This window comes from Peribacillus frigoritolerans, from assembly GCF_004358755.1.
Classification (GTDB): Bacteria; Bacillota; Bacilli; order Bacillales; family Bacillaceae; genus Bacillus_P.
Genome location: NZ_SMZY01000006.1, coordinates 1 through 15,144, shown reverse-complemented (window position 1 = coordinate 15,144; position 15,144 = coordinate 1). Strand labels below are relative to the sequence as shown.

The following is a 15,144-nucleotide window of genomic DNA, read 5'->3' as shown; positions in this document are numbered from 1 at the left end:
AAAACAAAACAAACGTTTGCTATAATACAGGTATCCAATATATGGCGGTATTTCCATTGGATCCAAGCTCCGACATTAATCCATATGAGATTTCATCCTTGTACAACAGTTTTAGAAAAAATATATATAGTTGTAGATTTTGTGAATTTAAAGAAAGCTGTTTTCCGGGCCGTTTTGCTTTTACATTTCAAGCGAATGCAGATAGAATCCCATTTTTTATTGGCCAAAAAATAAAACCAATGGAACGTTACCATCCATAATTACTAGGAAGTAAACTTGGATTAACTTCATGGAATATACCAAAACTATCCTTTCTACTAAGTAAATAAACAATAAAACTATTATGTAAACAAATGTGTGTAAAAATTGTATTATACACACAATATTTTTTAAGAGGTGTATTCATGGCTACATCCAGGCAGCATATTACTCATAAACAAAAATATGAAGACATTCTTAAGCTAATGCCAGATTATGTCCAGGAATATGTATTAGCAATGGAGGAAAATGACAGGTCCCCCTCCACCCTGCTTAATTATCTTTTGGATTATGAGGATTTCTTTAATTGGTTACTTACAGAGGGATTTTCTTCTTCACAAACAATCTCTAACATTGCTCTATCAGATTTGGCTACTTTACCCCTTGATGCGGCTAGAGCTTACTTTAACAAAGTTACCAATGAAGAAATTGTTGTATCTAAACATGAGAAAAAAACACGTGAAAAGACATCAGTTAATCGTAAAAAATCAGCCTTAAGATCTCTTTTTAAATACTTAACAACCCAAACGGAACGCGTTGAAGACGGAGAACCCTATTTTCATCGTAATGTCATGCAAAAAATAAGTGTAAGCAAGCCAAAAGAAACTCTGAATGAACGCAGTAGAAAATTGACAGATACTATTTTTGTAGACAATGATGATATCTTTTTTCTCTATTATTTAAAGAATGAATATGAAAAATGTCTATCGGATAGACAAAGATCTTATTTTCTAAGAGATAAGGAAAGAGATTATGCAATCTTTTCTCTTTTTTTGGCTAGTGGAATTAGGGTTAATGAGCTTGCCGATATTAGATTGAGAGACTTAAATTTTAAAAAGAATAGAATATCTATTATTAGAAAGGGTAATAAATTGGATAGTATTCAAGTGATACCTGACGCTATGAATGATTTGAAGGAGTATTTACAGGTTCGAAATGAACGGTATGGAGGATCAAATGAAGAATTTGAATATGTATTCTTGTCTAAATACAAAGGTAAGAGTTCTCCCCTTTCAGTTCGTGCAATACAAGACCTAGTTCGTAAGTATACGAAATCCTACGATAAAGGAATGTCTCCTCATAAACTAAGACATACATATGCAACAACCTTAATGGACGAAACCAATGACATTACTCTAGTTATGGACCAACTAGGACATACTTCCACTTCTACTTCGGTCCTATATGTTCATAATTCACAAGAAAAGGCAAAAATGGCTGCTGAAGCAATGGGGTTGCGAAGGAAAAAATTAATTGAATAAAAACCATATCAAAATATTTCATTCTTTAAACTGTCATGGTCATCTTCTAGTACTAACATTCTTGAAGTTGCATTTTCATTGAAGAATCTGCATGATTTAATAATATAAAAGAGTTATCCATAGCCATATGGATAACTCTTTTGATTAAGTAACACGTTGTTTATGCTCCAAAACATAGCTATCCTAGTGATTTACCTGCATACAGTCCGCTCTCAACTGTAGAAGAAGCGTTAGGATGTGCTGAAATACACCAACACTCACCTGTTGTGTCCGTAGGAATATCATAACTGAATTCCTCTCTAAGTTTTGTCCCACCTCAAATTCGATCTTTATATGCAGGTTTCAAAAAAATTGGTTCACGCTACATAAACTAACATTCATTCCGAAATTGTGTTTAAATATTAATCGCCCCGTCTTTTAAGGTATCTTCTAATGTGACTACTCTATTCACTACACTAAAAACAGCGTCAATACCATGGTCAAACACAGCCTCATAACCTTCTCTTATACTACCAGAAATGGCTATGACTGGAACACTACCAGCCAACTTAGCACGTTTTGGAACACCAACCGGAGCTTTCCCGTGAACAGTTTGCGAATCAATTCTGCCTTCACCTGTTATTATTAGATCTGCACCTTGTAAAACATTTTCAAATTTAATTACATCAAGTACTAAATCAATGCCACTTTGCAGCTTCCCATTTAAAAAGGCAACTACTTCAGCACCTAAGCTACCTGCTGCCCCGGCACCCGGCAATGTGTCAACAGTCATACCTAAAGTCTTTTTCTATCACTTCCGCATATTGTTTCCTGCTTTAATGGTTTCTCACCAATTCTTCTATTACAAAAAAAGTAATAGTAAAATCCAGATGTTTGATTTGAAATCAAGTTTATTATTAATAAGTTTGATATTTTACTTTTAAAGATGTAAGTCACATCAGATTAAGTCTGCATTTTTTACTACTTCATGGTCCTATTAAAGCTTATCAATTATCCAAAGGCTATTTAATAAGTTGAGGGAACGAAGTCCAAATCCCACCAAAAGATTAATCCTTTTTATAGGATGGACAATTACTTTTAAAGTTTAAAAATACGCATATCTACTTGGGTGTATATTATCATTTTGATCAATAAACCAACGGGTAGGTGTACCACAATCAATTTCATTAGACACACGTTAGAATGGCACTTCTATTTCTGGAAAACCAATTGCTGCTATAAGATATTGATTCGCGAATTCTACCCATTCTCTCCGGTATATCTTTAAGTGAAAGAACATTATCGAGAAAATTATTTTTATTCTGTGGGGTAGTATGTCATTAAATAAATTAAACTATATATTAATATTATTAATAAAACAGTTATTGATACTATTATTAACATATACGTTAACATATATATTATTATATACATAAAATCCTTCATTATATGGATTTTTTTGTTCGAAAGACTTCTAACGTCAGTAGCATCCACTTTGAATAGACCTGTTTTCATTGTATAATGAATATAGAAGGAGTTTGATTATGAAAAGACTAAAACCCTTAAATGATATTATTTTTAAGAAGCTGTTTGGTGAAAATCAGGATAAAGAATTGCTGATTGGATTCTTAAATGCTGTTTTAGAAAATGATGTTGAAGATTTATATATAATAGAGGAAAAGCTAACTAAAGAAAAAATAGATGATAAACAGGGAATCCTTGATATTAAGGCTATATGTTATACCGGAGAAAAAATCAACATAGAGGTTCAATTAGCAAATGAATACAATATGAAAGAAAGAACCCTTTTTTACTGGTCAAAGCTTTTCACGGAAAACTTCAAAGCAGCGGAAAAATATTCTGATCTAAATAAAACAATCACAATCAATATACTAGGATTTAATTACCTGACTGACATTGAGTCTTATCACTCAAGCTATAAGATTTATGAGGATAAATCCAAACAACTTCTTACTGATTTGCTTGAAATTCATTTTATTGAAATGCCAAAATTCAATGAAACAGATGTTGATTTGCATAATCCTCTTCATAGATGGTTATTATTTCTAAGAGGAGATACGGTTAAGCAGCCAAATTTAGAGGAGGTGTTTATCTTGGATCAGTTGGTAGCAAAAGCAGAAGATAAACTACGCCGTTTAAGTGCTGACGAGGAAACCATTCGAATGTATCAGCTTCGAGAGAAATTTATTGCTGATCAAAAAACACAAATTGAAGGTGCTAAAAACGATGGTATGAATGCAAAAGCCGCAGAAATTGCTAAAAGCTTACTTAAAATACCTAGTATGTCTATTCAAGATGTAGCAAATCATACCGGTTTACCATTGAATAAAGTGAAAGATTTAGAAAAAGAAGTCCGTTAAATACCTTGAGTGCCTTTTGGTACTCTTTTTTAGTTATAAGGAAATAAATATAATGAAATTACAAAGGTGAATGCTTAACCGAAGCTTCATCATCAATTCTTCCCGCAAGAGGCAACAGGTTTAATTCATTGCCACCAGTACCATGAAGCAATAATAAAGTTGGTTTTGTTGAATCTTGTCCTTTATTAAAAATATGTTTCATTATTCATCCCCTTCCAGAACACGTACCTTCACAAGAGGTAAGGTTTCTTCTAATTCTTCTCTTTGTGACTCTAACCAAGCTGGCAGCATGAGTTTTTTTCCAAATTCATCGGTAGGTTCATCAACCGAAAAGCCTGGTGGGTCGGTAGCTATTTCGAAGAGAATACCACCTGCCTCATGAAAATACACTGCTTTAAAGTAGTTACGATCACGAATTTCAGTTGGATAATAACCTTTATCTTGCAGAAGTGAATTCCATTTGAGAAGATCTTCTTTATCCTTGGCCCTCCATGCTATATGGTGAACCGTTCCTGCCCCCATTAGTCCTCGGACTGTAGGATTTAAGTGAATATCAATAATGTTTCCAACATTTCCTTCAGATTTAAATCTTAGAAATTCATTTTCTTGACCAATACAATCTAACCCTAAAATGTTTTCTAGAACATCCGTTGTCTTATGTGGCTGTGCAGAATACAAAACAGCACCGCCAAATCCTTTAATCGCATTTTCTGTGTGAACTCCACCGAAGTTCCAAGAATTCGTTGGTCCTTCATTTCGCTCCGTCAGCTCAAGTTGGAGTCCATCTGGATCGTTAAATTTTAAATATTTTTCACCGAAGCGAATGGTTGAAGTAAACTCAATTCCAAATTTTCGCAACCTATTCTCCCAAAATGGAACCGAACCCTTCGGTATAACATAACTAGTCACGGCAACCTGACCTTGCCCAATACGCCCTTTTAACTGTTTAGCCCAAGGAAAAAAAGTAATGACCGTACCTGGTAGCCCCGTTTCATTCCCAAAATATAGATGGTACACTTCAGGACGGTCGAAATTTATTGTTTTTTTAACAAGCCGTAGTCCAAGTACACCAGCATAAAAGTCGATATTCCTTTGAGCATCGTTAACCATGGCAGTTATATGATGTATACCTGCTGTTTTTTGCAATGTTTCTCTCCCTTTCATAAATAAGATTATTTAGGTCTTTCTATCTCGAAAATTTCACCAACTTTTGCGTAATTATTGCCAGCCAAACGACTAACTGCTGCTAAGCCCCTTGGATCGATTCTTCCATTTTCATAAATGTCGCTTTCGATATGAAATTGAACAACTTTCCCTATAATAAAATCGCACCCAGTGGCGTCCGAATCTCCTAATTCCAAGGAAACCTCCAATGAACATTCCATTCTGATTTTCGCTTCCTTCACTCCAGGAACTGAAACTTTCACACTTTTCACTGGAGTTAAGTTAGCCAACTCAATCTCACTTTGATCAGGAGGTAGGTTTGCCGCTGTTTTATTTATTTTTTCAACATTATGTTCATCAATGATATGAACTACAAATTGCTTGGACTCAATTATGTTTCTCGTTGTATCCTTTTGTTTCCCCGCAGACCGTTGAATAGATAATGATATCATCGGAGGATTGGATGACACGATATTAAAATAACTAAATGGTGCACCATTAATAACACCGTCTTTTGAAATTGTTGTAACGAAGGCAATTGGTCTAGGTATGATGCTTCCTATAAGGAATTTATAATTTTCCCTTTCAGACAAAGATGCTGGATCGATTGAAAGCAAAGAAATCATTCCCTTTCATAAACTTAGTCTAGTTCTCTTACTTCAAACGGCAGCAATGCTCGTTCAATTTGTGCTCTATGAGATTCATACTGTTCAGGTAGCTTCAAATTTTCACCCATTGTTTCATGTGTTTCATCATGGGCGAACCCTGGAGGATCAGTTGCAATTTCAAATAGTATTTCCCCATGCTCTTTAAAATAAATAGCATTAAAGTAATTTCTGTCCTTTACAGGAGTGACACCATACCCTTTGGATGCCACGTATTTTTGCCAATCCAATTGATCTTGGTCATCAATCGCCCGCCATGCAATGTGGTGAACTGTACCCGATCCCATCCGTCCACGTCCAATTGGATTTAATTTAAGATCTATAATATTTCCAATATCAGCAGTGGAACGATAACGAGCAAAATCTCCTTCTTTACCGACTAATTCAAGTCCCATTACTTGTTCTAACAATTCAGCCGTCTTGTTAGGATGTGTTGATAAAAGAGTTGCTCCACCAAATCCTTTAATAGCAACCTCAGGTTTTACCTCACCGAAAGTCCATGTATTGATTTCCCCTTCTGCTCTTTCAACAATTTCCAAGTGCAGACCATGTGGATCATCAAATTCCAAATACTGCTCTCCAAAGCGTTCCGTTATTGTATAAGGAACGTTGAATTTTTCTAGTCTTTTATTCCAAAATTCCATAGATCCCTTAGGAACAACGTAAGAAGTGACACCTACTTGACCGTCACCAATGGTGCCTTGTTGTTCACCTGACCATGGAAAGAAAGTGATTATGGTTCCTGGTTTTCCGCCTTCATTACCAAAATAAAGGTGATAGGTACCTGGATCATCAAAATTAACAGTTTGCTTGACTAAACGTAAACCCAAAACTCCTGCGTAGAAATCTACATTTTCTTGTGGATGACCTACGATTGCTGTGATATGGTGAATGCCCATTGTTTTCTTACTCATTTTTTTACACTCCTTTATAATGTAAAATCCGATTATTTCAAAGAACTTGATACCTTATTTTGTTCCTACTTTATTAATTAAACTCATTTAGATTTTTCTTTAATTCTAGAATCTCTAATCCGAGATATTTTAGAATAAAAATGCATCTAAAGTATATTTTCCAGGTCTGATTAATGCTACCTCTATCACTACTGCAACAAATGTTAGGTTATATTCATATCCATTGGTGCCCATAATCCGTTTGGTGCATGCACCTTTTTCCAGTCGCCTACTGGCTGATAACGTTCAATTTCTTCAAAATCAATGCGTATAAAATACATCTTGCAGGATGTAACCCCCTATCTTCTTTTCACTTCTTTGTTAATAATCCAATAATAATCAACAGATAATTCCCAACTCATTCCACCAATAAGACCAATAACCTTCATGTTATATCCCCACCATATTTTTTTATTCTTCCCTTTAGTTTAGCATCAAGCAAGTTTTCTTGTTCAAATAAGTGTCATATCATCTTTTTATAAACTTCGATTTACTAAAATATAACCCCTTCTCTTATTCCGTAAAATGACCTGATTGTTTAATACTAATTATTTCAAAATTAGGTGATTAACTCATCTTTTTTCCATTAAAAAGGGCACTTTCCTTATTACAGATAAGTACCCGATTGTCGATTGTTCAGTATCAATAACAAAATTTAAAGAGTTTCTAATGCTACCTAGCTTACATCGGTACCATCGAACATAATTCTGTAGAGCAATCGCCAATCGACGGTTCTACAAGCTGAGGGCCGAGCCGTTCTAAGAGATTTATACCTGGTTGGAATCTTACCGCCACGTCTGGAACGCGAGATTCGACCGCTTAGACGATTACCTGCAGGGCCTGCAAAGTAAGGAAGTGAACCATGACGACAAGCAGTAGTCCTGCCAAAGTGTTTTATATAAACAAAATAGGAGGAATAAAATCTTTAACCTTCCAACTGAATGCTTTTTCTATTTGCTCTACTAGCTCTTATTAAGAAAATTGTTGTTAATAGTATTAATAATAAAAACAATAACAACGTCAACATATATATTAATATATATGTTGACGTTGCACACGCTGAATTTATAAATATATTTTTTAAGACATATCTTATAAATGGTTGTAATGAGTCATTAAAAATTATTAAATCTATATGTATATTAATTTGATAAAAAGGATAAACTGTTAATACCCCCTAATTATTAAATAAATGATTTACACAAGTCCTTCTTTCAGAAGGATTTTTTTGTCCTCTATCCGACTTCTATTTAAAAATATAAATCCTCATTCCTATGTATAAATCAATCTCTTTTGGTCAATAGTGATACCATACACTATGAATCAAGGGGAATGAGAATCATGGAATGCAGAAAATGTGAAAAGAACCTGAGAGTCAGAGACCGGTCTCAATACAATAAACGCAATGGCCTTTGCAAAAGCTGCCATGATACTGAAATAAAATGGATCCAGCAAGGACTGAAGTTCGCCATCCCTCCAAAAAGAAAAGCAAAATAAAGAAGCCACCCGGATGGATGGTTTAGTAAACGACTTGCTGTTTTCCTCCTACACTTATGATTGTGGGATAAACCTTGTATTTTTCATGAACATTGTATCTTTCCTGCAGGGCATAGACAAAGTCAGGTGAGTTGACACATGCCTGCAGAAGGTAGTCTGCGAGCTCTGAGCGAGAAAAGCCGGTACTGACTGCAAGGGCATCTAATTTTTTTTCAGTATCATTGCTCACTGAAATTGAAAACCTGCAACACCGTTTTCCGCCTAATCCTTTTGTCTTTGCACTTTTTGATTTATTTGGAACTTTAACTTTTGCCATTGATATCAACCTCCAAAAGTGAATGAGTGGTGCAGTGATGTTATAAGATATGTAGACTTTTCACGGAAAAGAACCGGTCTTATAGATTTAACAAGAATCGTTTTCTACGTAATGAAGTCTTTGGTAAATAACAAGTTTTGATTTTGTTAATGACTGTATCGATACTTAGAAGAAATTTGCATTTAATCAGTAAATAAACTTCAATCTTCTCTCGTGTCGAAAAAGTGAAGGTGTGAGAAAGAAAAATTTGGATACACGTTATTTGATTTTTTACAGTAAATCTCTTCCACGGACAATGTCAATGTTCGTGTTTTTGGTCTGCCTGGATGTTAGGAAGGAAGCATGGACAGGCTTGTTAAATCTTTTTTTCTATAAATCAACGACTCTGGCGGACTTTAAATTACGTTAAGAGGCCCCCCTCCCCTCTTTTCTATATTCAGATAGGCTGGGTTTTTCTTAGACTTCATGAATATCAAAAGTGGTTCAGTGCATCAAAGATGCTGCTGCATCATGAAAGGGAGGAGGGAGGTTATTTTCAATGTTCGTTTCATATGATAGTGAGGAGCTAGCAAATACACTATCTTACAAGCTAGCTCCTTGTAAAAAAGATTCATAGAAAATAACGAACATTCTCGACAATTTAAATGAATGAGACTTGAAGGGATGAGTCATAACGTTAACGGAGTTTGAATATCTTTTACCAATATGCCTGAAATGAGGGGATCCTATGAGAATAATGGTCGAGATGCCAAATGACTTTGTCATTTCTTTTGACGAAGAGGAATTTGTGGGGTTATCTGAAAGAGAAATAGATCAGTTAATCCAAGCTGCTTTGAAAGAAATTGTGTTTGAGCAAGTAACCTGGATTGAATTACAGGAAAAGGTGGCTATATAATAATTTGTGAACCCTAGAGATTCCGTTCTCTGGGGTTTTATATTTAGGCTCTGTTAAATTTAATTGTTGATTTTTGAGCAAAACAAAAAGGGTCATTATGACCCTTTTGATTACTCCTTGTTAAACTAAAGCCCCCGTTAGTTTAGTAAGGAAACAGAAAAAAGGCTGCCGAAACAACCATACTTGATGAACCTATTTACAATTCCTTTAATAATGCTCTAAGTTCTTCTGTCATTTGTTCCACTAATTCAGGTCTTCCGTGAAACTGTGCAGGAGTATTTTGGAATAATTGAATACGCCAATTTCCTTCTTTTTTTACAACAATAAGAGTGTGATGCGTGTTTACATTTGGGTTAATGTCGTTTGATTGAGGCGGTAACATTCCAGCAAATGCTCGTAAAATTACTATGTCAGAACTTAGAAAATGTACATCTTTTACTTTGCTAACAAATCGAGCGGTTTGATGGTGCTCAAAAATTGGATTAAGGTGCGAAAATATTTCCTCACTGCCGACTGATTGGCTTCCATCAAATCCAATGCTTTCCCCATCTTCAGTAAATAAATCTGCCATTCCACGAGCATTGCGATTATTCCAAGCATCTAATAGTTGTTTATAGACTGCTTGTACATCTTTTAAAGAATTGCTCTCCATATTATTCACTACTCCTTAAATACCAACATATTTACTAATCATTCTAATATAGATAAAATCTTTGTTCTTCAATATTAGGCCTTGTTTACCTTCTTATTCAACTAAACTGTTCCTTTAGTATAACAAGAAATCAACATTGTCCTTTAACAGAGCTTATATTTAAAACAGTTTAAATTTTAACTGGATATAAATAATGCATTACTTCTAAAATATATACTGTGAAATATAATAATATATTATTGTTAATGTTATTTATAACATATATGGTGTTGTTAATAATAAAATTGATTATATTTTAATTATAAAAACAATTTTGTTAAGTTTGTCTATGATGTTGTTAATATATATCTTATTGTTAATAACAGTATGAACAGCTAAACATGAAGTATTATAAACATGATGGATGGGAACATTTAAAAGTGTAAAAAGAACAGCTTATGATCTTGAGTGAAATAAAAAATATAATTTTAATAAAGTAAACAATCAGTTAGAAATTAAGTTTGCAGACTAAATGATAAGAATATAGACAATGATTATAAATAGCCATTTTCATCAAAAAAGTGCAATCCCCAAAGGGAAATTGCACTTTTATCATTTGTTACTTATGAATATCTAAACATCACTTTTGAATAACGCCATATTCTTCTAACAATTTTCTAATTGCTGCATTAATGAGTTTTGATTTGTCTCCCTTTTCTCCTCTAGATGCAATTTTATCAACTTCACCAGCTAGGTCAGGATCCATATAAAAAGAGGTGAAAACCTTTTTAGCTTTTTTCTTCGTTACCTTTTTTCCAGAGACTAAATTACGAAGATAATCATCATCGTCGTTATCATTAATGTTAATACTATCATTACTTTCATCATTAACAACGTCAACATTATTATTACTATTCTTGTTGTTATTATTCTTGTCGCTGCTAGTGTTTACGTTTTTGTTGTTAAGATTGTCATTAACTTTGTTATCTGATTCATCTGGCGTTGTTTTATCAGTATCATATGAATTGAAAAAAGCTTGAGTAGCATTTGGTTTTTTAATTTTATCTTTGAGGCTGTTTTTGGTTGACACGGTCTTTCAGCTCCTTAACAAATGGTATGTAGTATTCTAATGCATTTTTTAATTCTGAATTACCATCAAAACCTGAAATGGCTAATCTTCTCGTAGATGCTTTTCTCCTAATGATTGAATTAAACATTAGTCCAGGGTAATCTTCTTGAATGGCTTCTTCCATTACTTCATTTTCTTTCGCTCTAGCATCTATTAGAGAGAATAGGACACCGGCAGTTTTTAATGCTGGATTATATCGTTCTTTTGCACCTTCAATAATCTCTAAGAATTTAGGGATGGCATAGTATGCAAACATTGATCCATCAAACATGACAACAGCATAGCTTCCGGCTTCTGAATATGTACTTAATGGCATGACTGTCTGTTCAGATAACGCTGGAGGTGTGTCGATTATGATCCAATCATAATCCTCCATCACGGGCTGAAGTGCTTTTTGCAAGGCATCTAATTTTAATCCTTTTTCAAACATTCTTCTTGGCAATGTTGCCAGGAAATCGTTAGATGGAATTAAGTCTAAGTTATCTTGGATTTTTATGATATATGAACGTGCGTCCTCTGCTAAAATAGCTTCTAAAATCGTTTTCTCTTCGAAAACATTGCAAATATCATATTCGCCAGTTAAGAAGCTTGTCAGATTCCCTTGTCCGTCCATATCAATTGCTAAAACCTTTTCTTCCTTACTTAATAGATAGGATGTAATTCCACTGCTGGTAGACTTTGAACAGCCACCTTTGCTAATACCAAATGTTACTATTTTTGCTGCCAAAATGAACACCTCTTTTTCTTTTTCAATCCAATAAGTTATTTGATAATGTCATATTAAAACATATGTTATTGTATATGTTATTTTATAAATTATCACATATTTCTTTGCTGAATTCAATGCTTTTCATACGTATTTTCAACTTCTTAAATACATCAGTTTAAATTGATCTTTGAATATTTTACTTATAATTGTTTATTATAATTAGAATTATTATTGGTATTAATTATATCTTTGAAAATGTAGTTAAATATGTCATTAACATTAAAATATATTTTCATTATAAAATTACTGTATATGTTGTTGTATATGTTATAAACAGTGATAAAATTAATTTCAAATGATAAGTTATTATTATCTTTAATATAAATAATAATGATAATAACGTATTTTATAATATTGTTGCTTTTATTATTGAGAATATTAACTAAATATCATTATATTATTTTATATATAACTAATAAAAAATTAACAATATTAACAATTTCAAAACTACTATTAATTTCAATATATAAAATAACAATATTATTACCGACATATTTAACATATATTATAACAACGTTATTAACACTAAATATAATATATAAATCAGAAATATTATTAAAATTAAAGTTAAGACAGTAATTAACGTTAATAAGAAATAACAATAATAACTTATACATAAAATTTATAGTTATTATTGTTATTGACATTGATATATATGTTGTTATATATTTTATTATTTTGTTAGTTTATTTTCTAGACATTACAAAGGGGAGTGGATACATAAGTGATTTTCCAATATGAGGGGTGGGATTCTGAATTTGATTTAAGGTACTTATAAAGAGGGGAGAAAGATAGAAATTAATATAATTAATTGAAATTGACTTCGTAATTAAAAGTCGTATCTGATTAGATGATAAGTTAACTATATAGGTTCCCTAATAAAAATATTATCCAAGTCAACTATTCCTTCTTCATTTGACCGTGGTCTAGATGTTCAATATATTCCATTTCCTATGGTGAATTTACATCTTCCTTCATTAGAAACATTTCCACTCTTAATAAGCTTCCGTAGTCTCCAAGCATCGCTACCTATTTGTTATCTATCCTACCTATTATCCTTTCCTTCTGCTTACAGGGTTTAATAGGCAATTAAAAGGTTTCAAATTGATTAGATTTTCAAGAAGTGACATCGTTTATAAACAAATCAATAACGTTAATAAAAATAATGTATATATTGATACATATGTTAACTTTAACATCATTGTTCATTCAGCCTAAATTACTCATCAAATTAAATCTTTTTAAATTTATGACATATTTACCATGGTGATATAATCTATCACATTTATTGAGAGATTCGGTTTGGAGAAAACATCAGCATACTAAATGGTATGTTCAAGTGCCATTACTCTAACGAGATGGTACAAAGGGGAATCCCTTGCCATGGATGAAATTTTAACAGGAGGGGTTCGCACCTATTCTGCTGAATCGGCGTTGGCAACAGGGAATAAATCAAATGATAAATTTGTTGTCGTCCTTCCGGCAGAAGTGACTTCCCCAGGTGTGGATCAGTCACTTGCAGACCGAGCCTATAAACCCGTAGCCACTCAATTAGATAAATCAAAAAGCTTCTAGTTCAAGTTCCTAATTTATTGCATATAAGAATAATAAATAAAACTCTAACCAGTAAATCGATTAGAGTTTTATTAATGTTTCTTTTTCTTTAAGTCAGTTTAGCATTTTTTGCATGGCTTCTTGGGAATGCGTGGAGGTAATTGCTCAATAGCTAGCAGAGTATTAGTCTTATATGCAGGGAAAGTACTTGATGGCTGTCCTAAAGAAGTCTTCTTTCAAAACTATCAAAAGCTTCATTCACTAAAATTAAATACACCCATCATTTCTCAGTGTTCAGCAGAATTATTAGAATATTGATACCCTCAAGTATTTAATTGTCACATGTTTAATGAAAAAGTGGTAAATTATAATCAAGATATTAAGATTGTTTAAAGTATTTGATGAAACACTAACCAATTATTACTATTAGCACCGTACAGAAAGGTATGCATTTCAATAGATTTAAACTGGTTTTTCTATATTATAATATACAATATTATATATGTTTATTTTGTTGTTGTTATATATTTCAATAAATACATTGATGTATATAGTGAATTGTATTATTTATTGTATCTATTTTCAGATTCCCAGTTAAATGTGTAAATTAACAGTGAAAATCTTCAAAAATGTCTTTCATATTATTCCATAATACGAAGGGCCAGATTGTTTAGTAAAACTCACTTAAATGGATAGCTATGTTAATTGTATAGGGATATTGTAAATGATTGGATTTAAAGGAACGATAGCATTTATAATCTATTTTTGAACGAATATATAAACTTACAAAGTATCAAAAGTGATGGTTTTTAGGTGCCTCAAGTTATTTATAACAAAGTTAACAGTAATACTAAGTAGCCGATAAATTCGACTACTTTTTTTGTGTGTATTTATTACCTAATGGTAGAGAACACGGAGGTTTTAAGTTTTATCTAAATCCCACTAACAAAGTAAAAAGATTTTTTCTTCTATAGACTGAACATCCATTATTATCCATTTAAATAATCAATCGATTCAATCGGAAATCCTGTATTGTGAATATTTCGGAATACTCATACCATTATGAATAGTATTTAATAAATTCAAAAGGAGGAGATTTATCCTAATTGAAGTAAAACCATGCAATATTATTGGATTAATCATATTAAAAATTGAGAGAAGTTCACAGTATCTTAGATACTGGCTTTCTCTCTTCAAAATTTCCTTATGCTATTTTGTTAATGGGGAGGAACAGGTTGATTATGAGAATAAAAGATATTAGTATATGCAGCGATGTTTTACAAATTAGGAATTGATTTATTCAGCAATATTTGAACTAAGAAGCCGTTTATTTTCTATTAAAACAGATATTTCTAGACAAATAACTATCTATTATAAAAAAATGCTGGTTGGCTAAAAAAAGAAGAAAGTGAATGGTTCGTATTTTCATAATTTATAGTAATTTTGAATGATGTGTTTAAAACGTTTATACAAGGAGGATTCAAATGATAGGGTTAAAAAGGAGAAAACGGAATTTAGTAGCTATTTTGATGATTTTTCTTTTATTAGGAACCATCTTTCCTGAAAAAGGCGGTGCGGTTCAAAACGGAGGATCGAATCCAACCCCAATGGAAGGGAAGATGGACCCGAAGGTCATACAGGCCTTTGAAAAAAACAAGTACACGAATGTGATTGTCGAGTTAAAAAAACAA

General features: G+C 32.6%; 13 protein-coding genes and 4 pseudogenes. 6 read left to right on the top strand and 11 right to left on the bottom strand.

Annotated elements, in window-relative coordinates:
- Window positions 1–404 precede the first annotated feature (404 nt).
- Window positions 405–1,520: a tyrosine recombinase XerS gene (xerS, locus tag E2R53_RS20450; protein WP_133313583.1), complete on the top strand. Its 1,116-nt coding sequence runs from the start codon at window positions 405–407 to the stop codon at window positions 1,518–1,520.
- A gap of 178 nt (window positions 1,521–1,698) precedes the next feature.
- On the opposite strand, the pseudogene E2R53_RS20445 reads toward xerS, so the two are convergent.
- Window positions 1,699–1,818, bottom strand: a pseudogene (locus tag E2R53_RS20445) (mannose-6-phosphate isomerase); the annotation flags it as partial.
- Window positions 1,819–1,914: 96 nt separating this feature from the next.
- On the bottom strand, window positions 1,915–2,292 hold the full coding sequence (locus tag E2R53_RS20440; protein ID WP_133313582.1) for a glycerate kinase: 378 nt from the start codon (window positions 2,290–2,292) through the stop codon (window positions 1,915–1,917).
- Window positions 2,293–3,043: 751 nt separating this feature from the next.
- Between E2R53_RS20440 and E2R53_RS20435 the strand changes: the two genes are divergently transcribed.
- Window positions 3,044–3,880 carry an Rpn family recombination-promoting nuclease/putative transposase gene (locus tag E2R53_RS20435; RefSeq protein WP_286166338.1) on the top strand — a complete coding sequence of 279 codons (837 nt, stop codon included), beginning with the start codon at window positions 3,044–3,046 and terminating at the stop codon, window positions 3,878–3,880.
- Window positions 3,881–3,956: 76 nt separating this feature from the next.
- Here E2R53_RS20435 and E2R53_RS20430 read toward each other — a convergent pair.
- The 5 genes and pseudogenes from E2R53_RS20430 to E2R53_RS23680 all read right to left on the bottom strand — a co-directional run.
- A pseudogene (locus E2R53_RS20430) lies at window positions 3,957–4,082 on the bottom strand (carboxylesterase); the annotation flags it as partial.
- Window positions 4,082–5,026 carry a ring-cleaving dioxygenase gene (locus tag E2R53_RS20425; RefSeq protein WP_133313581.1) on the bottom strand — a complete coding sequence of 315 codons (945 nt, stop codon included), beginning with the start codon at window positions 5,024–5,026 and terminating at the stop codon, window positions 4,082–4,084. The pseudogene E2R53_RS20430 and the gene E2R53_RS20425, both read right to left, overlap by 1 nt.
- Window positions 5,027–5,052: 26 nt before the next feature.
- On the bottom strand, window positions 5,053–5,661 hold the full coding sequence (locus tag E2R53_RS20420; RefSeq protein ID WP_133313580.1) for a flavin reductase family protein: 609 nt from the start codon (window positions 5,659–5,661) through the stop codon (window positions 5,053–5,055).
- A gap of 23 nt (window positions 5,662–5,684) precedes the next feature.
- Window positions 5,685–6,623 (bottom strand): ring-cleaving dioxygenase, encoded by a 939-nt coding sequence (locus E2R53_RS20415; protein ID WP_133313579.1) that lies wholly within the window; start codon window positions 6,621–6,623, stop codon window positions 5,685–5,687.
- A gap of 254 nt (window positions 6,624–6,877) precedes the next feature.
- Window positions 6,878–7,051 (bottom strand): annotated as a pseudogene (locus tag E2R53_RS23680) (aspartate racemase); the annotation flags it as partial.
- A gap of 952 nt (window positions 7,052–8,003) precedes the next feature.
- Between E2R53_RS23680 and E2R53_RS23405 the strand changes: the two are divergent.
- Complete coding sequence (locus E2R53_RS23405) at window positions 8,004–8,159, top strand: hypothetical protein (protein WP_165971057.1); 156 nt, start codon at window positions 8,004–8,006, stop codon at window positions 8,157–8,159.
- Between the two features lie 22 nt (window positions 8,160–8,181).
- Here E2R53_RS23405 and E2R53_RS20400 read toward each other — a convergent pair whose 3' ends face one another.
- The gene (locus E2R53_RS20400; protein ID WP_070874609.1) at window positions 8,182–8,475 is read right to left on the bottom strand and encodes a ribbon-helix-helix domain-containing protein; all 294 of its coding nucleotides are present in this window, start codon (window positions 8,473–8,475) and stop codon (window positions 8,182–8,184) included.
- 727 nt (window positions 8,476–9,202) lie between these two features.
- Here E2R53_RS20400 and E2R53_RS23400 point away from each other — a divergent pair.
- Window positions 9,203–9,370 (top strand): hypothetical protein, encoded by a 168-nt coding sequence (locus E2R53_RS23400; RefSeq protein WP_165971056.1) that lies wholly within the window; start codon window positions 9,203–9,205, stop codon window positions 9,368–9,370.
- A 196-nt stretch (window positions 9,371–9,566) separates the two neighbouring features.
- Here E2R53_RS23400 and E2R53_RS20395 read toward each other — a convergent pair whose 3' ends face one another.
- The 3 genes from E2R53_RS20395 to E2R53_RS20385 form a co-directional block, all read right to left on the bottom strand.
- Window positions 9,567–10,022, bottom strand: coding sequence for an SgcJ/EcaC family oxidoreductase (locus tag E2R53_RS20395; protein ID WP_133313578.1), 456 nt, complete (start codon window positions 10,020–10,022; stop codon window positions 9,567–9,569).
- Between the two features lie 619 nt (window positions 10,023–10,641).
- Complete coding sequence (locus E2R53_RS20390) at window positions 10,642–11,091, bottom strand: ribbon-helix-helix domain-containing protein (protein ID WP_133313577.1); 450 nt, start codon at window positions 11,089–11,091, stop codon at window positions 10,642–10,644.
- Window positions 11,063–11,857 carry a ParA family protein gene (locus tag E2R53_RS20385; protein WP_165971055.1) on the bottom strand — a complete coding sequence of 265 codons (795 nt, stop codon included), beginning with the start codon at window positions 11,855–11,857 and terminating at the stop codon, window positions 11,063–11,065. The genes E2R53_RS20390 and E2R53_RS20385 overlap by 29 nt, the downstream gene beginning before the upstream one ends.
- 1,377 nt (window positions 11,858–13,234) lie before the next feature.
- Between E2R53_RS20385 and E2R53_RS20380 the strand changes: the two are divergent.
- Window positions 13,235–13,465, top strand: a pseudogene (locus tag E2R53_RS20380) (alkaline phosphatase); the annotation flags it as partial.
- Between the two features lie 1,472 nt (window positions 13,466–14,937).
- A partial coding sequence (locus tag E2R53_RS20375) for a hypothetical protein (protein WP_133313574.1) occupies window positions 14,938–15,144 on the top strand: 207 nt, incomplete at its 3' end.

What these genes read in the sequence shown, in the direction of transcription:
- xerS (WP_133313583.1), top strand. Translation starts at nt 405, where the DNA reads ATGGCTACATCCAGGCAGCATATTACTCATAAACAAAAATATGAAGAC.
- E2R53_RS20440 (WP_133313582.1), bottom strand. Translation starts at nt 2,292, where the DNA reads ATGACTGTTGACACATTGCCGGGTGCCGGGGCAGCAGGTAGCTTAGGT.
- E2R53_RS20435 (WP_286166338.1), top strand. Translation starts at nt 3,044, where the DNA reads ATGAAAAGACTAAAACCCTTAAATGATATTATTTTTAAGAAGCTGTTT.
- E2R53_RS20415 (WP_133313579.1), bottom strand. Translation starts at nt 6,623, where the DNA reads ATGAGTAAGAAAACAATGGGCATTCACCATATCACAGCAATCGTAGGT.
- E2R53_RS23405 (WP_165971057.1), top strand. Translation starts at nt 8,004, where the DNA reads ATGGAATGCAGAAAATGTGAAAAGAACCTGAGAGTCAGAGACCGGTCT.
- E2R53_RS20400 (WP_070874609.1), bottom strand. Translation starts at nt 8,475, where the DNA reads ATGGCAAAAGTTAAAGTTCCAAATAAATCAAAAAGTGCAAAGACAAAA.
- E2R53_RS23400 (WP_165971056.1), top strand. Translation starts at nt 9,203, where the DNA reads ATGAGAATAATGGTCGAGATGCCAAATGACTTTGTCATTTCTTTTGAC.
- E2R53_RS20395 (WP_133313578.1), bottom strand. Translation starts at nt 10,022, where the DNA reads ATGGAGAGCAATTCTTTAAAAGATGTACAAGCAGTCTATAAACAACTA.